Here is a 19,668-nt window from a genome sequence, read left to right on the forward strand (position 1 = left end):
CGGTGCGTATGCTAGGACCGATCGCAGGGCGCTCGACACCTGCGAAACAGCTCCGCGCACTGGGTGATTCGGAGGCGACATCGTGGCGGCTGCGAGTATCGGACGGGTAGCACTCGATCTGCGAGTGCTCGGACCGGTGCGCCTACTTGTCGGTGGTCGCCCAATTCCGTTGCGTGGGGCCAAACTGCGCGCCCTATTGGCCATGCTCGTTATAAATCGACGCAAAGCGGTGGCGAAAACAACTCTGGCCAAAGGCATTTGGGATGAGGGCCCGCCGAGTCGGTCGGTCGAGGGCCTCTATGCGTACGTGTCGAATCTGCGCACGGTGCTGCGCGGCGCCGGGGTGGACGACCGGATGATCCTGCGCACGGTCGGCGACGGGTATCTGCTGGATATCAGCGACGAACAGTGCGACGTCGGCCGCTTCGAGCGCGCGCGAAACCAAGGGGCACTCGCCGTCAGCACGGGCGATCTGGATACTGCGGCGCAGTGCTTCGCCCTCGCGCTGTCCGAATGGAGCGGCGAAGCGGTCGCCGGGCTGCGCGGACTGCGCTTCGCCGACAATTTCGCCACCGATATGGACGAGCGCAGACTGAACGCGGTGGCCGACCGCCTCGACGCGGACATCGCTTGCGGACGAGAGGGCGTGATCCTCGGCGAACTCACCGCGCTGACCGCCGAACACACGGTAAACGAGCGGCTGTGGCGACTGTTGATCACCGCCCTGTACCGCAGCGGACGCCAGGCCGACGCCCTGGCCGCCTGTCTGCGCATCCGCCGCAATCTCGCAGACCAGCAGGGCATCGACCCCGACCCGAAAACCGTCGCACTGGAGGAGGCGGTCCGCAGCCAGCAGACGCTGCCGACACTTTCCTCGGCACCGGGCGCCACCACCAGGGACCTGCCCGACATCCGCAGCCAGGCCTGGCTGCGGGTCGGCGATACGGAGCCGATGGCCATCCCGGCAGCGGGGCTGCGCATCGGCCGCGATGCGGACAACGACGTCGTGCTCGACGACTCGTGGGTCAGCCGCAAGCACGCCCGCATCGTGGCCCGTCCCGACGGCATCTTCATCCGAGACCGGGATTCGGCCAACGGCGTCTACGTGAACGGGTCCCCCATCGGCGCGGACACCGCCCTCTCGGACGGCGATGTGATCAGGATCGGGTCAACAACCATGCGGTACGAGATGCCCGATCGCAGGACCGAAAAGAGTCCTCCGTAAAATGTGACCCGCGCCACATGTCATGACCTCGCCATATACCAAGACCTGATGTGCGGCCAGATACTCCGGCTTGCTCGCCTGGTTGATTCCGTTCTATGGTTCACAGGCCAGCAAACAATCAGACAACTCTTCGCGGAACACCCATTCGCGGGACCGCTCGAACCTTCTCCGTCGTACCTCTGACCCGAGGGAGCCGAACATGAAGCGTTCTACCACCATTCTCGCCACCGCCGGTCTGATTCTGGGCGGCGCGGCCACTATTCAAGCACTCGACAGCGGTGATGCCGGGCGGGACGCGCCGATCGTGCAAGAAGGCAGCGACCGGGTAGAGCTGTCGGTGTCGGACATCGAGTGTCAATACCCCGAAGGCAGCGCCGCGAACATATCGCGGGTGACCGCGACCGCGTTGTCGGAGCTGCCGCCTCTGACCAGCAGCGTCGCGAACGCCATATCGCCACGGTAGCCGACGAACCACGAGTGCGACCCACCGTCGACCTCGGCCTCTCCGGTCTTGCCGTACACCTCGCCCTGGTCGGCGATCCGTTCGGCGGTGCCGCCGGTGACCACCTTGCGCATCATCATGCGCAACCCGTCGATCACCTCGGGCGCGATGGCCGGGCGCTCACCCTCGATCTCGGTTGTACGACCGGCGATCAGATACGGCACGGGCGCCACACCGTGCGCGATCGTCGACGCCATCACCGCCATCCCGAACGGGCTCACCACCACCTTGCCCTGGCCGATCCCGTCCTCGGTGCGCTGGATCAACCCGTCCGACGGCGGCACCGAGCCCGACGTGGTCGGTAGCCCGGCGATCGTATAGCCCGGTCCGACACCGAGTTTCGCGGCGGTCACGTGCAGCGCGTCACCAGGCAGCTCGCTGGCCACCTTCGCGAACGAGGTGTTGCAGGAGCGCTCGTAGGCGGTGGCCATCGGCACCTCGCCGAGGGTGAACAGGTTGTAATTGGGAATCGTCCGCTCCCCGATCACAATTCGGCTCGGACAGGGCAACAGCGTGTCCGGTGTCGCCATTCCGGCCGACATCGCGGCGGCCGCGGTGACCGTTTTGAATACCGAGCCCGGCGGATACTGCCCGATGGTCGCGACCGGACCATCCCGGTCAGCGGCCTTGTTCTGCGCGACCGCGAGGATCGCGCCGGTGGACGGGCGCAGCACCACCATCATGGTCTGCTCAGTGCGCCCACCGACGGCGCGCTGCGCGGCATTCTGCACGAAGCGGTCCACACTCAGCGAGAACGAGGGTGCAGGCTGCGCGGCCACCTCGGTGAGCACGTCGGTGTCGGCGCCATTGGCATTCATCGAGACAACGCTCCACCCCGCCTTGCCGTCGACCTCCGCGATCACCGTCTTGCGCACCTGCGCGAGCAGATCGGGCGCGAAATTACGGTCGGTGGGGACCATGTCCCACTGCTGGGTCAGCGTCACGCCGGGCAAGCCGATGAGATCCCCACTCACCTCGTCGAATTCGTTCTCGCTCAGCAATGCGACGGTATAGGCGCCGTTGGCCGATTTCGCCGCGCTCAGGATCGCTTCGGGCGTGAGCCGCTCGTCGAACCGATGCAGCGCCGCGGCCAGGGACGTCGCCACAAAACCGCGGTCGGGAGCGGTGGCCGCGGTGAACGCGACCAGGGAGACTTTGCCGGGCACCAGCACGTCACTGCCGGATTGCTCGTTGACCCTGGCGCGCGGAGCCGGGTTGGCGCGCAGCGCCATGGTCTGGGTGTTGCCGAGCTTCGGATGGATATCCGAGGAGGTCCAGCGCACCATCCAGCGCCCATCGCTGCGGCCCATCTGCAGCTGACCGGTATAGCGCCAGATCCGGTTCTTGGGCAGTCGCCACTCGTAGGTGTAGTCGACGGTCGCGGTGTCCCCGGTGACCCTGGCCGCGCCGGTGTGCGCGGACAACTGTTCGGCCTGCAGCTGATCCCATGCGGAACTCAGTGCGGCGGTTGCCTTCTCGGGTTGGCTGGTGAGCTGCGCAGCGGTGTCGAGGTCACGGCTCGCGAAGGCCGAGACGAAGGCATCAGCCGCGGGGACCGGACCCTGCGGGCGGGCCGAACAACCGGTTCCGGCCGCGATCAGCACCGCGACAGCCAGCGTGGTGAGCATGCGAATCGACATCGGCACCGATGCTAATGGCCAATAGCGAGCAAACGCCTGTGGCGCACCGATGTTCGGTCGATGTTCAATCGAGCAAGACCGTGGCGAAGGTCGCGATCTGGCGGAACCCGACCCGGCCGTAGGCGCGGCGGGCAATGTTGTTGTAGTCGTTCACATACAGGCTGGCGGTCCGCCCGGAAGCGACGACCGCATTGGCGACCGTCGCCGTACCGCCGGTGCCGAGTCCGGCGCCGCGGCGTTCCGGGTGTACCCATACGCCCTGGATCTGGCCGGTGCGCCGCGACAGCGAGCCGACCTCGGCCTTGAACACGACTTCGCCGTCCTCGAAACGCGCCCAAGCCCGCCCGGATCCGATCAGGCTCGCGATCCGGCGGCGATAGCCGCGGCCGCCGTCACCCGCGCGCGGGTCGACGCCGACCTCCTCGATGAACATAGCGATCGCCGCGCTGAGGTAGCGGTCCAATTCGTCGGGGCGGACCCGGCGGACCTCGACGTCCGCGGTGGCGAGGGCAGGCTGGCCGAGGGCAAGCAGCGGCTGCTCGCCACGCACTTCCCGCTCCGGTCCCCAATGCGAGGCGAGCATTTCCCACAGCGGCAGCGCCAGCTCTCGACGCCCGACCACCGAAGAACAGATCCGCGGCCAGCGCACCGCCCGCTCGGCGAAGGCGCGCAACGCGTCCTGATCGCCGCGCAGTGGCACCATGTTCGCGCCGGAAAAGCACAGCGACTCCGAGGGGCCGCCACGGCTCCAGAGCTCGCCGGTTCCGCTACCTGTTTCCAGTCCGAACTCCTGCAACCGTGCTGCGACCATGCACGAGGCAACAGGATCGGCATCGAGCACTCTCAGGACCTGTGCCAGATCCCGGTTCGCGAGCTGACGCGCGGGGGCATACTTCGCCCGTCGCGTCGGCTCCAGCAGACTCCGCACGAAAGACAGCCTGCCACGAATCACGCAGATGTGGTAAGCCGATGCCGAATAGCAATGCCGTAGTGGCGCAGCATGTGGCGGCTAACCGACGGTGACGACCGGTTCCCCCGCACCCGCGTCCTCGCCCATTTGCTCGGCCAGTCGCAAGGCCTCCTCGATCAGCGTCTCCACGATCAGCGCCTCCGGCACCGTCTTGATGACCTCACCCTTGACGAAGATCTGGCCCCTGCCGTTGCCGGACGCGACACCGAGGTCGGCCTCGCGGGCCTCACCGGGACCATTCACGACGCAGCCCATGACGGCGACCCGCAGCGGCACCTCCATGCCCTCCAGCCCGGCGGACACCTCGTTGGCCAGGGTGTACACGTCCACCTGCGCGCGGCCGCAGGACGGGCAGGACACGATCTCCAGCTTGCGCGGGCGCAGGTTCAGCGACTGCAGGATCTGCCCGCCGACCTTGACCTCTTCCGCGGGGGGCGCGGACAGCGACACCCGGATCGTGTCACCGATGCCCTCCGACAGCAGCGCACCGAATGCCACCGCCGATTTGATGGTGCCCTGGAATGCCGGGCCCGCCTCGGTCACACCGAGGTGCAGCGGGTAGTCCGATTGCGCAGCCAGCTGCCGGTAGGCCTCGACCATGATCACCGGGTCGTTGTGCTTGACCGAGATCTTGATATCGCCGAAGCCGTGCTCCTCGAACAGGCCTGCCTCCCACAGCGCCGACTCGACCAGCGCCTCCGGGGTTGCCTTGCCGTACTTCTCGAGCATCCGCTTGTCCAGCGAACCGGCGTTCACGCCGATGCGGATCGGAATACCCGCGGCGCCAGCGGCTTTCGCGACCTCGCCGACCCGGCCGTCGAACTCCTTGATGTTGCCGGGGTTGACGCGCACCGCGGCGCAACCGGCGTCGATCGCGGCGAAGATGTAGCGGGGCTGGAAGTGGATATCGGCGATGACCGGGATCTGGCTCTTGCGCGCGATGATGGCCAGCGCGTCGGCGTCTTCCTGACGCGGACAGGCTACGCGCACGATGTCGCAGCCCGAGGCAGTCAGTTCCGCGATCTGCTGGAGGGTCGCGTTGATGTCATGGGTCTTGGTGGTGGTCATCGACTGCACCGAGATCGGATGATCGCTGCCGACGCCGACGCCACCAACCATCAGCTGGCGGGTCTTGCGACGTGGCGCGAGGACGGCCGCGGGTGCGGCCGGCATCCCCAATCCGATTGTGCTGCTCACTTTCGGCTGCCTACTTTCGTACGTTCTTGGTGAGCCGTTCGCTTACCGAGCTTAGTCGCGCGGCAGCCGCTCACCCTGTGACGACCATGACATGTTGCTGTCCCCCAGTGCCCGCGACAGGGTACCTCGTCGAGACGAACAGCTGAAGTGGGTCGGCGAGTCGAACGTCAGGGGAACAGCTTGATCGGGTTGATGATGTCGGCGGCCAGCGTGAGCACCATGTACGCGCCACCGATCACCACCGCGACATAGGTCACCGGTAACAACTTCATGTAATCGACCGGGGCGCCGGGCGCGAGGCCCTTCCAGCCGCGCAGGACGTTGCGGAGCTTTTCGTACAGCACGACGGCGATATGGCCACCGTCCAGCGGCAGCAGCGGCAGGATATTGAACGCGCCGAGGAAGAAGTTCAGGCTGGCCAGCACCAGGATGAACACGCCCCAGAGTCCGCGCTCGGCGGTCTCGCCGCCGATCTTGCTCGCCCCGTAGACGCTGACGGGGGTTTCCGGGTCGCGCTCGCCGCCGGTCACCGCGCTCCACAGCGCCGTCACCTTCTGCGGCATCTGCGCCAGCGACTGGAACGTGCGCACAAACATGTCGCCGGTGAACGCGCCCGCGGCCGGAAGCGCCGCCAGCACGTTGTATTTGACGGGTTCGTAGTACTCGGAGCCGACGCCGACGGCGCTGACCTCACGGCCGGGCCCACCGTCGGCCGGATAGCGCATCACCCGCTCCGGGTTCACCGGAATGGTCAGGGTCTTCCCGTCGCGCTCGACGGTGTAGGCGAACGGACCGTTCTGCTTCTGGGTTTCGGCCTGGAACTCCGGCCAGGTCTTCACCTTCACCCCGTTGACCGCGGTCACCACGTCACCGGTCTGCAGGCCGGCCTGCTGTGCCGGGCCGGTGCCACTGCATGCCTGCAGCGTCCCGTCCACATTCTGCTGCGCGACACAGCTCATCTTGCCGATCGCGGTGGCAGGCGGCTGATCGAAGCGCGGCAGACCCCAGCCGATGGCAAGGATGACCACCAGGATGAAGCCGAGCAAGAAGTTCATCGCGATGCCGCCGGTCATCACCACCAGACGCTTCCAGGTGGCCTGCCGGTACATCGCCCGGTCGAGATCCTCCGGCGCCAGTTCGTCCAGCGCGGTCATGCCCGCGATATCGCAGAAGCCACCGAGCGGCAGTGCCTTGAGGCCGTACTCGGTCTCACCGCGCTGGAAGGAGAAGATCTTCGGGCCGAAGCCGACGTAGTAGCGACGCACCTTCATGCCGGTCGCCTGCGCGGCCCACATATGCCCGCATTCGTGCAGCGCGACCGATATCGTGATGCAGAGGGCGAACAGCACGAACCCCAACGCGAACACCATGTGGTTTACAGCCCTCCTGCATTTCGCAGCTCGCCTCGATGAAATGCGACCGCAGCCGCGAGTACCCGCACGCACGCGTCCGGTCTTGGCCGCGAGCACCCCGACCACAGTAACCGGATGCCGACCGACCCTCGCGGCTCAGTCTGCCAGGCCGCCGTCCAGCGGCGCGCCCGATCCCTTCGAACCTGGCTTCCGCGAGCTCTTGGAACTGTCCGGCGTCGAACGTGCGGATCAGCCGTGGACGAGCGCGCTGGCGTACTCGCGCGCCCAGGTGTCGGCGGCCAGCACCTCCTGCAGCGTTTCGGGTTCGGCGCGCCACTGCTCGGCGGCTTCGACCGCGCGCGCGACGGTACGCACGATGTCGGGGAACCGAATGGCACCGTCCAGGAAGGCTTGCACCGCAATCTCATTGGCCGCGTTGTAGACCGCGGTGACGCTGCCGCCCGCCATACCGGCCTGCCTGGCCAGCTCCACCGCGGGGAACACCGCGTTGTCGACCGGCTCGAACTCCCAGGTCGAGGCGGTACTGAAATCGCAGGCCGCGGCGGCGCCCGGCACCCGATCCGGCCAGCCGAGCGCCAGCGCGATGGGCAGCTTCATATCCGGCGGACTGGCCTGGGCCAGGGTGGATCCGTCGGTGAAGGTGACCATGGAATGCACGATCGACTGCGGGTGCACGGTGACATCTATGCGGTCGTAGGCGATGCCGAACAGCAGATGGGTTTCGATCAATTCGAGACCCTTGTTCACCAGCGACGCCGAATTCAACGTGTTCATCAAACCCATCGACCAGGTCGGATGCGCTTTGGCCTCGGCAGGATTCACCGATTCCAGCATTTCGGCGGTCCAGCCGCGGAACGGGCCGCCGGACGCGGTCAACACCAGGCGATCGACCTCATCGGCCCGACCGCCGCGCAGGCACTGCGCGAGCGCCGAATGCTCCGAATCGACCGGAACGATCTGGCCGGGGGCCGCGGCACGCGTCACCAGCGAGCCACCCGCGACCAGCGACTCCTTGTTCGCCAGCGCCAGCCTGGTGCCCGACTGCAGCGTGGCCAGGGTCGGCTCCAGGCCGAGCGAGCCGACCAGTGCGTTGAGCACCACGTCGGCCTCGGTGCGGCGCACCAGTTCGGTCACCGCACCCGGACCGCCGAGGGTGAGGTCGAGCCGCTGTGCCGCGGCGGGATCGGCGACGGCGACATTGCGAGTACCGGTCGCGGCCATCTGCGCGGCGAGCAACGCGGTGTTGCCACCACGGGCGGCGAGGCCGACCACCTCGAACTTGTCGGGGTTGGCCGCGATCACCTCGAGCGCTTGGGTTCCGATGGAACCGGTGCTGCCGAGCAGTAGGACTCTCACAATGTCGGACACGGCCCCATTGTGGCAGGGCCTGCTGGCTACGACGACCGGTCGTATGCCACGATATCGATAAGTACTCGACCCACCAGCTGAGGAGCGATCGTGGCCGCCACGGAACTCGAAACCACCCACAGTGACAGCGGCGTCCTCACCCATGTGGACACCGCCGAGGTTCCGTCCGCCGCGTGGGGTTGGAGCGGTGAATCGCGCCGGACCTTCCGTGTCGCGGGATGGATCGTCGCGTTCATCCTGTTGGCCATGATCATCGGCAACCACAAGGGCCGGGTCGAAGACGTCTTCCTCGTCGGCTTCGCCGCCGCGATCGTCGGCATCCTCATCCGCGACTCCGTCCTGCGTCGCAAGCCGCGGTAGTTCCGCGCCGAGGCCGATTGTGCCGAGTTCCGGCACGCCGCAGGTGTCTGGGCGATGAAGAACCTCCACGGTCTCGGTACCGGCCGCCTGCTGCCCGACGCGGTTAGACCGCGCCGGGTCCAGCTGATCACGTCGATAAAGGACCCTCGCCGCGCGCCGGTGAAGCCGAGACCGTCAGCTGGCAGGTGCCGTCGACACAGGACCGTTCCAGACGGCCCATCGAGATGGTTTGAGCCAACCCGATCGCCCAGCAGGTAGGGCAACCACGCAACGCAATCAAGCCGACCGGTGCCAGCAGCAGGCTGATCGGTCCTGTCAGCGGCAGCAAAACCACCGAACCGATCAAAGCGCCGAATCCCATTGCGCCACGCGCCAAGTGGCGAGGCAATGACCTGCTGGCAAAGCTCAGCTCGCCGCTCATGCTCGGCCTCCGAACATCGGATCCTGCAATGTGTCATGCACCGCGGACCTGGCGCGGTGCAGCCGCGATTTCATCGCCGCGGTGCTGAGCCCGAGCAGATCGGCGACCATGCGGCCGCTGTAGCCCTGAACATCGCGCATGATCAGCACTCGCCGTTGATCACCTGGCAGCGCGGCGATGGCCGCGGCGACTCGCTCGGCTTCCAGACGATGCATCGCCGCGTCCTCCGCCGACACCGTGCCCTCGTCGAATACCGGTTCGCTGCGGCGCGCCATCAGCCGCAACTGACGCAGGCATTCGTTGCGGACGATACGAAACATCCACGACGCCAACGCTCCTGACGCGCGCAATGTCCCGATCTTGCGATACAGGATGATCAGCGCTTCCTGCGCGGCATCCTCGGCGTCCTCCGGTGTAGCGCACAGCGAGTAGGCGAACCGGCGGACATGCGGATGCGCCCCCGACACCAAGGCGGCAATCGACTCGGTATCACCCGACTGCGCGGCCGTGACCAGATGCTCATCGGGCCAGCGCACCTCAGCCACGGGAACGCCCCCGCCCCCGCCGACGCAGCACGGCGACACTGCACGCACAGACCGCAAGCACACCAACAACAATCGCGGCAATAATCATGACGACCTCCCGATCTCGTGCCGACGGTGTTGCCGACACAAGTATGAGAGGCACCAGCCCTCCGAAAGGATTCGCGGCTGTCAACGCCGACCGAATCGTGGATCTGGCCCACTTTCCATGTAAATCTGGACCGCTGGATTGCTCAGTCGCGGGCGCCGGGCGTGCCCGCCGGATTGCTCAGTGATTCTGGACCGCTCGCCGGTCCCGCGGGCGCCCGCAGCCGACGAGCGGCACAGGCGCATCGCTAAGGCGGCCTGATTGCGGCGCGGATCCGGGCGACAAGGTCGTCGAGTCGCTGTTGATGCGAACCCTCCCAGTAGATCCGGCCGCAATCCGGGCACTGCCGGAAGGTGTCGTAGTAGCGGCGGGTGAGTGGCTCGAGCCGATCGACGATGTCCTGCTTGGCCACTTCGGTGACGATGCCGCCGCAGCGCAGGCAGCGACTGAACGGCACCAGCCGATCGGACAGGTCGAGCCGACGGATCACCTCGACGATCTGCTCGAACGGCCGGTCCGAACGCACGAACATGCCGTGGGTCACGTTGCGTCGCTTGAGAAGTCCATGGTCGCGGGTGAGCAGGACCCGATGCTCGGCGGCGGCTGCCTCGGCCAGGGCAGCATCGTCGGCATCCCACTCGCAGCGGGTGTCGAGTCCCATCAGTCGCATGAGCCGAGCGAGCCCGCCGAGGTTGACGTCGACGATGAAGCGCGGATCGCGCAGCGGACGGGGACGCACGCGGGACAGCGGCCCGATATCCAGCGTCTCGAACATCGGGTAGACCGCGAGCCGATCGCCCGGTTGTGGGTGGTGTCCGAAGTCGACGGATTCACCGTTCACCAGCATCAGGTCGACCTCAGTGTGCGGGATACCGGCGGCCTCGACGACGTCTTTCACGGTCTGATGTGGGCGGATCGGCCGGAGGTGCACCGTGTACCGCACGTCCGGGTGCAGGAAGTCGTTCAGCTCGGCGTACGCGCGCAGTTCGACACTGGCGGTCATACGACCATTGTGATCCCCGGACCAGCAATCGCGGTTGCACGCGTCAGGTCTCGAGCGAAGCGCGAGCGCGGGCGGCTCGCCTATGTCGTCGACCATCACCCGAGCCCGCTCGACCCCACCTTCGAGTTTCGCTTCGACGCGATGTCCGGATCAACAATCGCCGCCCCGGAGCCGCTGCCGCGGATCAGCGCCCACGACGCTTCGCCGGTTTCTTCTTGGAAGCGCTGGGGCGCCCACCACTAGCCCGTTTGGGCGGGGTCTTCTTGGGCTGCTGTGCGGGCTTACTGTGCGCGGCGGGTGATCGCGAGCTGCGTTCCGAGCGGCCGCGTACGACACCGACGAACTCTTCGACCAACTCGGTCGTCTTGTCGGTGGGCCAGGCCAACACGATCTCGGTGTCCGGGACACCGGTGACCGTCCGGTAGACGAGATCGCGGCGGGCGTGCAGGCGGGCGATCGAGTGCGGGACGATGGCGAATCCGCCGGCTGCCGCGACGAGTTCGATGGTGCCCGCGGCCGCATCGATATCGGTGGCATCCTGCTGCCGCTCATCGGCCAGGTCCGCCATACTCACCTGCTCGAACACCGAGAGTGGATGATCCTTCGGCACCACGGCGACGGGTAGCTCACGGTAGAGCGGGATCGCGCTCATGCCGTCCCGGTCGAAGGGCAGGCGAACGAAGCAGAGATCAACGCGACCGTCACGCAATGCCGCCGACTGATCGGCCGCCGCGATCGCGACCACTTCGAGCGGAGTACCGGGGAACCGCTCACCCCAGATCCGAGTCCATTTGGACACGGTGACGCCAGGGACGAAACCGACACGCAGCGTGGGCGTATCAGCAGCGGCTGGCTCGGCGGAACGCTCGTCGTCGCGGGCGATCAGCTCGCGCGCCTCCCGCAACAGCTCGTGCCCGTCGTCAGTCAGCTGTGTCGGTTGCGCGCCCGGCACGAACAATTTCGTCCCGAGCTCGTTCTCCAGATCAATGACCGTCTGGCTCAACTTCTGACGCGCGATATTCAGCGACTTCGCCGCCCGCGCGAAGTGCAGCTCCTCGGCAACCGCGACAAACCAGCGCAGCCGCGCCACGTCGATGGACTCGAACCGGCTCATTCGATCAAGGGTATTGCCCGGCCTGGTCAAGACCAGAGGGCGGGGCAGATACACGGCTACCGCGCCTTCGCTCGGCTCGGCACAGGCTTCGGACGGATCGCGCCCAGCGGGCGTACACCGGCGGCTGCCACACCTCTGCGGCACCCGGCGCGGACTCGATGTCGGCTACGTCCGGCAGCACTCAGAGGCGATGGCCTCGCCGACACCCAGCCCGACGCGGACTCCCGGCGGATTGTGTCCAGCAGCGCCCATTAGGATGTATCGGTGAGCCCGGACAAGAAACCGCAGACCATGAAGCCGCTGACCGCGGCGAACAAGCTCGGCATCTACCTTCCGGCGGCGCCCGAAGAATTCCGGAACTCGCCGATCTCACGTGCCGACCTCGAAGAGCTCCGCACCAATCCCCCGGAATGGCTGACCGAACTCCGCCGCACCGGCCCCTTCCCGCGCGACGTGGTAGCCCGCAAACTCGGCGTCTCCAACACCGGCCTGGCCCGCGCCGACGTCTCCGACTCCCTCACCACCGAGCAGATCACCGCTCTACTCGCGGACCCGCCGGAGTGGTTGATCCGCGAGCGCGAAAGCTACGCCGCGGTGCTGAAGGAGAACGAGCGCATCAAGGAGCAGCAGGCCGAGCGGCGAGCGGCGTCGAACCGGCCTGCGAAGAATTACCGCTAGAGCCGTCGGCCAGCCGAGCCGGTCGGGTGCTGCGGACTTCTTGATAGCTCGTTCGTTCGATCGACGCTGTGTGAAGCGCAACGACGCCAGCCACACTGGAACACGACGAGCCGCGAGCCGCGAGCCGCGAGCCGCGAGCCGCGAGCCGCGAGCCGCGAGCCGCGAGAAACTACAACAAGACCACGCTTATTCGAGGTTGAACCGTACAAACTAAAGTACGGTCGCCTGTAGCCGAGTTTCCTACCGCAAGTAGTTGCCACGAGCTGGCCCTGGCACCTAACCGACGAATGGATCGGGAGACGTTCGCAACCGCCAGGGCTCGCGCGCCGACCGCTCAGCGGACCTCTGTCCGTCAGCACCAATCACGCCGGTAGTCCGTCCAGTCCTCCGGCGTTGCAGTGAAGTCGACCCGACCTCTGCCGATCGGATCGAACGGAATCACTTGGACGCCAACGACTATCGCTTGAACGTTCCGAGTCCGTCTTCATCGAAGTACTCGAGCGTGAGCGTGTCGGCCGTAAACGATGCTTTGGAGATGGTTCCCGGCGGGGCGTTCTCGTCGCTCAGCTCGAAGGTGAAAATATCTCCGTCCCAGTGCTTCAACGGATATGTCTGTCCGGCGGGACCGATCGCGAGCACCAGCGTGCCGCCGGTATCCGACACCGTGACCGGTCCCCAGTAGTCATTCGAATACGTCCCTGTGTACGACGTAAGTGATTGTGGCGCTGCCGGATTAGACGGTGGTTGTTTGCCGACGAGCTCACCCTCGGGCTTATCCATACCCGCGAACACTTTTCGGTAGAGCGCACGCCAGTCTTCGCGCACCTTGCCGTACTGCAGGATGTCGGCGAACTCGGCGGTCAGTGTCTCCGGAACCCCGATGGGTGCGGCGTTGGTCAGCGCGACAATTGCCACATCGGCCGATGGTATGACCAAAAAGTTGGTAGCCGCCCCCAACGCGAAAGCGCCCGAGTGACTGTAAGTCACGCGACCGGCCGAGGTCGTCGACACATTGAACCCATACCCGTAGAAACCGGCCCGCGCATCCGGGGCGGACGCCGGTCCCGAGATCACCTGTGGCGTGATCGCAGGCAACAACGCCGCCTCCGGCGCGATCGCCTTTCCCCCGACCTCACCGTTACCGAGCATCATGGCAAGCCACTGCGCCATATCCCGCACAGACGAACTGGCCCCACCCGCGGGCGCCTGCGCATCCGGATTTCGCACGGCTTGCGCAACCCAGCTCCCATCGACCGACATATGCCCGACCGCCCGATTCGACCTGGCCCGGTAGTCGTCGAATCGTGAACTGGTGGAGCTCATTCCGAGCGGTGTGTAGAGAGTGTCAGCAGATAGCTGTGCCCACTCGGCGCCGGCGGCATCAGCAACCGCCTCAGCCGCAGCGGTCAGACCGAAGTTGGTGTAGTGGTACGTGTCTCGGAACGGATCGAGCGGGAGCATCCGCAACTTATCGAGCACTTGCCTGCGGTCGTAACCCACATCCTCCAACCGATCGCCCGCATGCTCGGGCAGCCCACTGCGATGCGCAAACAGGTCTCCGACCGTGACGTTCGCCGTGACATACGGTTCGCGCAGCGCGAACCAAGGCATCTTCGACACCACCGGCATATCCCAACTCACCGACCCCGCCCCGACTTGGTGCGCAACCACAGTCGCCGCGAGCGACTTGGAAACCGAAGCAAGCTGAAACACCGTGTCGGAATCCACTTTATCGTCGCGGCCAACTTCACGAAAACCGAAACCTTTGCTGTATACCGTCTTCCCGCCGTGCACGACGGCGACCGCCATACCCGGAATCCTGGTATCAGCCATCAACGACTCGACCAAGCCATCCAGTTTCTCTACCGCAATCTCCACCGCACGGTCGGGCAGCGCGAGACCGACAACCTGGTTGGGAGCGAGATCCACCGTCGTAGTCGTGGCGCTACCCGCCCCGTCGGTGGCCGACGAGCTGCAGCTCACAAGCAGCGCGACAGCGGGAAGGATGATCGCTCCGAACCAGCGTCCACAACGCGTCATGGATCCTGACGGTAGCCCGTGATAGCGACCGATGTGAGTCGTTCACAGGAGGTTGCAGCATTCCTTCAGCAAATTCACGGATGCGAACCCCTGTCCCCGTCTATGTCCACAAGACTTCGCGGCGACTCAGTCGAGTAGCGGTCCCGACACCTCTGTGTCCAGCTATTCGAGCGCACCCGCCGGGACACACGGATCATCTCCCGAAGGGTCCCTAAGACCACCTGCGGGACGGTTCGTCGCATTGCGAATATCGTCCTAACCGATCGGCCCACCGAAATCGAAGGTCTCCTCGTCGGTGAGCAGCGGAGTCTGCCACCGACGATGCCGCATCAGATAGGCCCGGACGGCGTCTCGGGTGACGTCGTTCTTGGACCACCCTTCCGCGTCAGCTTGCGCATTCAGCGCCGCCTTGCCACTGGCGATACCAGAAGATTAGAAATGCCCACATCAGGTAGCGATATCGAACGGAACACCTGGAACGGACACCAGCGCTTGCCGCATCGCTTGCGGGCCGGCCAAGCCCCTCGCGTCGCCAGATCAGTGGACCGATCTCGATGGAGGTCGTCGACGGGCAGCCACCGCCTCACAGGCCACGAACGAACTCGCGGTAGAGGAACTTCTGATGCAGACTCTCCAGGGTTCCCGAGTACCGGCGCAAAGGAACTAGCGCGAGCCGAAGCGACCGAGTGATCGGTATTCCTGTCCCCAATTCCGCCACCGAAGCAACGGCGTCGATCAACCCCGCCTCTGCCTCATTCCTCTCCGCCGACTCGAGACCGAGACGCCTGAGCAGCTGTTGAGTACGGCATCAAGGTCGGTCAGAGAGACGGTGGCATATTCGCCCGGCAGTCGCACAGCGCCGAACAGATCCGCGATTGCGCCTTGCTGCTCGGCGTCCAGCGGTCCTACCCGCACGCGCTGCACCGCCCGCCCCACCGAGAATCTTTCATACAGCGCCAGCCATAGAGGGGCCAACGCAGGTGAGAGCTGCCGAACCGGACTCCGGACAGTTACGCGCCGACTGCCCATTTCCATTGCCGGGTGACGCAGCTCCTCGACGCTCATCCGGCGATCCTAGTGCCTAGACGGCGGCGATTCCTGGCCGTCGAGTCCCGCGAGCAGGGACCGCCTGCACATGCCACGATCCTCATATGGCACTCAAACGTACATTGGTATACGCCGATGTCGGCGGCCACTCGGAACGCCCGTAGCAGTTGGCGCCTTAGCCGATTACGAAGCCGAAGCCGTCGGGGCCAGTAAGGTGCTGCGGCAGACCTGATCGAATGATGCTGCGCGATGGACAAAAATCGGCAGATCCGCCCCGCACTACTGTCGGCCGTACAGCTCGGCGAGCCCGACAAGCAGCACGTTCGGGTCCTTGTCGGCACGCTGCCGCAGCGCATCGCTGAACCCGGCACCGCTGAAACACGCCAGGCGGCAATTCGATACGTCCCAACCGCTGCCCGCCAACAACTCTCGCGCCCGGTCGAGCCGATCCAGGTGATTGACGCCCATGGTCACTCCCCATTTCGCCTCGCCGATCAGTGACACCGCCGCCTTTCGACCGCCGTCCCCCGAGTGGGTGACCGCGACATCGATCTGGACCTGCTTCCGGGCGACCGGGTCGGTGACAACGCCACAGCCGACATCGCCGAATTCCGCATCCGGCCCCAGCATCTCGATGCCATCGCCCAGCATGAACTCCCGGCACATCGCCTCGAAGTGCGGACCGGCGACCTGGGCCGCGAACCGCTCCTTCGATCGTGCCCAGACCTGTTGTGCCTGACCGCTTTCCAGGCGCGCCCATGCCGGGCGCATGACGGCCTCGTAGAACGTGATCAGCGGCTCGGTGATGCGGTAGACGGACTTGCCCGCCCGGAACACGTCCTGTTCTCGGGCCAGCAAATGGCAGTCCTCCAACACCGTCAACGGATGAGAGATGTCCACTGACTTGCGGCCGATATAGCCGGCGATTCCACCGCGAGTGTTGTTTCCCTGCGCCACGGCGGCCAGTACCGAGTGATACAGGGCGGTGTCTCGAATCTCGGCCTCTTCGGCCAGCAAGTACCGTGCTTCTCGGAACAACGGACTCAGTGGCGACAACACCGTGCGGCACATCCACGGATCGAAATCGTCGAGCGTGGCGGGTACATCGTCGGCCAGAAACTGCCGTCGGTATGCCGGAGTTCCGCCCAGCACCGCATACAGCCTTACCGCCAACGCCGGATCGGCCGCCACATCCCAGAACTCCGCGGCGTCGCGATATCCGAACGGCCGAACCACCAATTCCAACTGCGCTCGCCCGCGCAGTGGCGCGTTGCTGGCCAGCAGCCCGCCCATCACCGACATCGCCGACCCACACAGCAGCATCCGGATCCCACTCGACTCGGTCTGATACCGGTCGACCTCTCGCTGCACCAATGACGGCAACTCGGGCACCGCCTTCACCAAGTACGGGAACTCATCGATCACCACCAACATCGGTGCGTCCGCTCGATCGCGGGCCGCCAGCCCGAACAGGTAGGCCATCGCGTGATCCCAGTTGCCGAACGAGATCGGTACCTCGGCACCGGTGAACTCGGCGACCGCAGCACCGAACTGCCGCAATGACTCCGCGCCGGTGGCAGTCGTCGCTCCGAAATAGAAGCCGCCGCACCGCTCGACCAGCGCACGCAACAGATACGTCTTGCCCATCCGCCGACGACCACTCACGATGCCGAGCTGCGCAGTCCGAGCCCGCCGCGACGCAAACGACACCAGACCGTCCCACTCGACAGCCCGATCGAACAAATGCTCCGGCTTCGTCGCCACCACCCGCTTCGACACCTCCGTCAACTATTAGGACTACACCCCTAAGGAGCGTACTCCTAATGATCGGGAGCAGCAGTAGCGCGGTCCTGTCGACGTCGGCCGAGCCATTGGTCAGTGACCGTCCAGCACCGCCCGCAAGAATTCGCGGGTCCGGTCGTGCTCGGGATCGGTGAAAATCTTCTCCGGGTCGCCGTCCTCGAGGACCCGACCGGCATCGAACATCATCACGCGATCCGAAACCCTTCGGGCGAAACGCATTTCGTGGGTGACACAGAGGAAGGTGATCTCGGTGTCGGCCGCGATGTCCGCCAAGAGGTGTAGTACCCCGGTCACCAACTCCGGGTCCAGCGCCGAGGTCACCTCGTCCAGCAGCAGCACTTCCGGATCCATGGCCAGCGCCCTGGCGATGGCGACCCGCTGTTGCTGGCCACCGGACAGGTGTGCGGGGCGGGCGTCGATCTTGTCGGTCAGCCCGACCAGCTCGAGCAACTCCCGCGCCCGCTCTTCGGCCGCATCCTTCGTCTTCCCGAGACCACGTATCGGTCCTTCGGTGACGTTGCGCAGCACGGTCATGTTCGGAAATAGATTGAACTGCTGGAACACCATGCCGATCTTGCGGCGCATTCGGCGCAGATGCGCCTCGTCGGCTGGCACCAGCTTGTCACCCCGCTGCCGGTGACTCAGATATTCTCCGGCGACCTCGATGGTGCCCGCGTCTATCTGCTCGAGCGTCATCACCGATCGCAGAATTGTTGTTTTGCCGGAGCCGGACGGCCCGATCAAGGTGACGAATTCTCCTGGCGCGATGGAGAAGTCGAGTTTGTCCAGGCACACGGTGGCGCCGTAGCGCTTCTCCACACCGGTGAACCGGATCATCGGGGAATCGGGCTCGGCGCCGGCCGCGCGATCGGGCGAGCTCACGATCATCGGTTCAGACCTTTTCGACACGTCGTTCCAACTTTCGTACCAGGATCGAGCACGGATAGCTCAGCGCGAGGAAGGTCAGACCGGCCGCGAACCATGCCTCGGGTCCTGCGCCACCGGTGTCCGCCGCGTACTCGGTTTTGACCTGATAGACCATGTCGAGGATGACGATCGAGGACAGCAGCGGCACTTCTTTGAACATGGCGATCGTGTAGTTGCCCAGTGCGGGCAGTACCCGGGGCACTGCCTGCGGCAGGATCACGTCGGTCCAGGTACGCGTGCGCGGCAGGTTCAACGCCGTGGCCGCCTCCCATTGCGCCGCGGGCACCGCGTCGATACCCGCGCGGAATACCTCCGAGGTGTAGCAGGCATAGTGCACGCCGAGCGCGGTCACACCCACCACCAGACGTTGGGCGTCGACGGACAGCCCGCCGAGCAACTCCGGTCGCACCACCCAGTAGAGCACGAAGATTTGCACCAATAGCGGTGTGCTGCGGACGAATTCGATGAACGCCCACAACACTTGGTCGACGACCGGAATTCGCAGACGCCGGATGACGGCGAAAACCAGACCGAGCGCATACGCGACAAGGGAACCGAGCAGGGTGTATTGGATCGTGACGAGCAGCCCGTCCCAGATGAAGGGTAAGGCATCGAAGAAGCGGTCCCACCGCCATTTCTCCATCAGATCCCCACCTGCGCCGACAGTCGGATGCTCGCGCGCTTGGGTCGCCGGCCGACCCGCCGTGCCGCCAGTCGCTCCAGCACCCGCATGATCAGCGTGACAGCCACGGCGATGAGGAGGTACACGACCAGCTGGATCGCATAGATCAGGCCGAGCTCACGGGAGAACGCGGGCACCGCACGCAGTTCATCGGCCTTCTTGAACACCTCCGGCACCGCGATGAAGCTCAGTAGCGCAGTCGCTTTCACGAGCTGGATGAATAGGTTGTTGAACGACGGCAGCATCTCGACGACGGCCTGCGGCAGGATCACCCGCCACATGCGTTGGGCCGGTGAAAGATTCACCGCGATCGCGGCCTCGACCTGCGCCTTGGGCACGGATCGGATAGCGCCCCTGACGATCTCGGCGCCGTACGCACCGTGATTGAGGCCGAGCACGATGATTCCGATCACCAGCAGTCCCTTCGCTGTCGCCCCGAGCGATACCCCGAAGAAGATCGGTATCGCCACGGCGAAGAAGAACAGCTGCACGACTTCCGAGCTGCCCCGGAACCCCTCGACATACAGGCGGGTGACGAACCGCACCGGCAGCGAGCGCGACAGCATCCCGATCCCGGCAGCGAAGGAGAGCAGGACGGTCAGCGTGATGCCGCCGACCGCCGCCCACAGTGTGAAAGGCAGACCCTCGAGCACCCGCTCGAGGTAGATCGAAAAGTTCGACGACACGA

At 65.6% G+C, this 19,668-nt stretch carries 17 protein-coding genes; 3 read left to right on the forward strand and 14 right to left on the reverse strand.

Going from position 1 to position 19,668, the window contains the following annotated elements; genetic code table 11:
• Positions 1-82 precede the first annotated feature (82 nt).
• On the forward strand, positions 83-1,225 hold the full coding sequence (locus ACFQZZ_RS23660) for a BTAD domain-containing putative transcriptional regulator (protein WP_378684671.1): 1,143 nt from the start codon (positions 83-85) through the stop codon (positions 1,223-1,225).
• Positions 1,226-1,579: 354 nt separating this feature from the next.
• On the opposite strand, the gene ACFQZZ_RS23665 is transcribed toward ACFQZZ_RS23660, so the two are convergent.
• From ACFQZZ_RS23665 to dxr, 5 genes are all read right to left on the reverse strand, one after another.
• On the reverse strand, positions 1,580-3,367 hold the full coding sequence (locus ACFQZZ_RS23665; protein WP_378684674.1) for a penicillin-binding transpeptidase domain-containing protein: 1,788 nt from the start codon (positions 3,365-3,367) through the stop codon (positions 1,580-1,582).
• 64 nt (positions 3,368-3,431) lie between these two features.
• Entirely contained in the window at positions 3,432-4,295 is an 864-nt protein-coding gene (locus tag ACFQZZ_RS23670) for a GNAT family N-acetyltransferase (RefSeq protein WP_378684677.1), read from the reverse strand.
• Between the two features lie 81 nt (positions 4,296-4,376).
• Complete coding sequence (ispG, locus tag ACFQZZ_RS23675; protein WP_378684680.1) at positions 4,377-5,534, reverse strand: flavodoxin-dependent (E)-4-hydroxy-3-methylbut-2-enyl-diphosphate synthase; 1,158 nt, start codon at positions 5,532-5,534, stop codon at positions 4,377-4,379.
• A 167-nt stretch (positions 5,535-5,701) separates the two neighbouring features.
• Positions 5,702-6,904: a M50 family metallopeptidase gene (locus tag ACFQZZ_RS23680; RefSeq protein ID WP_378684683.1), complete on the reverse strand. Its 1,203-nt coding sequence runs from the start codon at positions 6,902-6,904 to the stop codon at positions 5,702-5,704.
• 231 nt (positions 6,905-7,135) lie between these two features.
• On the reverse strand, positions 7,136-8,275 hold the full coding sequence (dxr, locus tag ACFQZZ_RS23685) for a 1-deoxy-D-xylulose-5-phosphate reductoisomerase (RefSeq protein WP_378684686.1): 1,140 nt from the start codon (positions 8,273-8,275) through the stop codon (positions 7,136-7,138).
• Positions 8,276-8,365: 90 nt separating this feature from the next.
• Here dxr and ACFQZZ_RS23690 point away from each other — a divergent pair, with 90 nt between their 5' ends.
• Positions 8,366-8,635, forward strand: coding sequence for a DUF2631 domain-containing protein (locus ACFQZZ_RS23690; RefSeq protein ID WP_378684689.1), 270 nt, complete (start codon positions 8,366-8,368; stop codon positions 8,633-8,635).
• Positions 8,636-8,762: 127 nt separating this feature from the next.
• Here the strand turns inward: ACFQZZ_RS23690 and ACFQZZ_RS23695 are convergent, their stop codons facing one another.
• From ACFQZZ_RS23695 to ACFQZZ_RS23710, 4 genes are all read right to left on the reverse strand, one after another.
• Complete coding sequence (locus ACFQZZ_RS23695) at positions 8,763-9,056, reverse strand: hypothetical protein (RefSeq protein ID WP_378684691.1); 294 nt, start codon at positions 9,054-9,056, stop codon at positions 8,763-8,765.
• A complete protein-coding gene (locus ACFQZZ_RS23700) occupies positions 9,053-9,601 on the reverse strand; it encodes an RNA polymerase sigma factor (protein WP_378684693.1) in 549 nt (182 codons plus the stop codon). Before ACFQZZ_RS23700 ends, ACFQZZ_RS23695 begins: the two co-directional genes overlap by 4 nt.
• Positions 9,602-9,933: 332 nt before the next feature.
• Entirely contained in the window at positions 9,934-10,689 is a 756-nt protein-coding gene (locus ACFQZZ_RS23705; RefSeq protein WP_378684696.1) for a Mut7-C RNAse domain-containing protein, read from the reverse strand.
• Between the two features lie 184 nt (positions 10,690-10,873).
• Positions 10,874-11,803, reverse strand: coding sequence for a LysR family transcriptional regulator (locus tag ACFQZZ_RS23710; RefSeq protein ID WP_378684699.1), 930 nt, complete (start codon positions 11,801-11,803; stop codon positions 10,874-10,876).
• A 264-nt stretch (positions 11,804-12,067) separates the two neighbouring features.
• Between ACFQZZ_RS23710 and ACFQZZ_RS23715 the strand changes: the two genes are divergently transcribed.
• Entirely contained in the window at positions 12,068-12,481 is a 414-nt protein-coding gene (locus ACFQZZ_RS23715) for a DUF5997 family protein (protein WP_378684702.1), read from the forward strand.
• A 456-nt stretch (positions 12,482-12,937) separates the two neighbouring features.
• Here the strand turns inward: ACFQZZ_RS23715 and ACFQZZ_RS23720 are convergent, their stop codons facing one another.
• From ACFQZZ_RS23720 to ACFQZZ_RS23740, 5 genes are all read right to left on the reverse strand, one after another.
• A complete protein-coding gene (locus ACFQZZ_RS23720; protein WP_378684705.1) occupies positions 12,938-14,521 on the reverse strand; it encodes a serine hydrolase in 1,584 nt (527 codons plus the stop codon).
• Between the two features lie 1,326 nt (positions 14,522-15,847).
• Entirely contained in the window at positions 15,848-17,347 is a 1,500-nt protein-coding gene (locus ACFQZZ_RS23725) for an ATP-binding protein (protein WP_378685104.1), read from the reverse strand.
• Between the two features lie 96 nt (positions 17,348-17,443).
• Positions 17,444-18,208: an ectoine/hydroxyectoine ABC transporter ATP-binding protein EhuA gene (gene ehuA, locus ACFQZZ_RS23730; RefSeq protein ID WP_378685107.1), complete on the reverse strand. Its 765-nt coding sequence runs from the start codon at positions 18,206-18,208 to the stop codon at positions 17,444-17,446.
• Between the two features lie 55 nt (positions 18,209-18,263).
• Positions 18,264-18,941 carry an ectoine/hydroxyectoine ABC transporter permease subunit EhuD gene (gene ehuD, locus ACFQZZ_RS23735; protein WP_378684708.1) on the reverse strand — a complete coding sequence of 226 codons (678 nt, stop codon included), beginning with the start codon at positions 18,939-18,941 and terminating at the stop codon, positions 18,264-18,266.
• On the reverse strand, positions 18,941-19,666 hold the full coding sequence (locus ACFQZZ_RS23740; protein ID WP_378684711.1) for an amino acid ABC transporter permease: 726 nt from the start codon (positions 19,664-19,666) through the stop codon (positions 18,941-18,943). The genes ehuD and ACFQZZ_RS23740 overlap by 1 nt, the downstream gene beginning before the upstream one ends.
• Positions 19,667-19,668 lie beyond the last annotated feature (2 nt).

This window comes from Nocardia sp. GCM10030253 (assembly GCF_042675075.1).
GTDB lineage: Bacteria > Actinomycetota > Actinomycetes > Mycobacteriales > Mycobacteriaceae > Nocardia.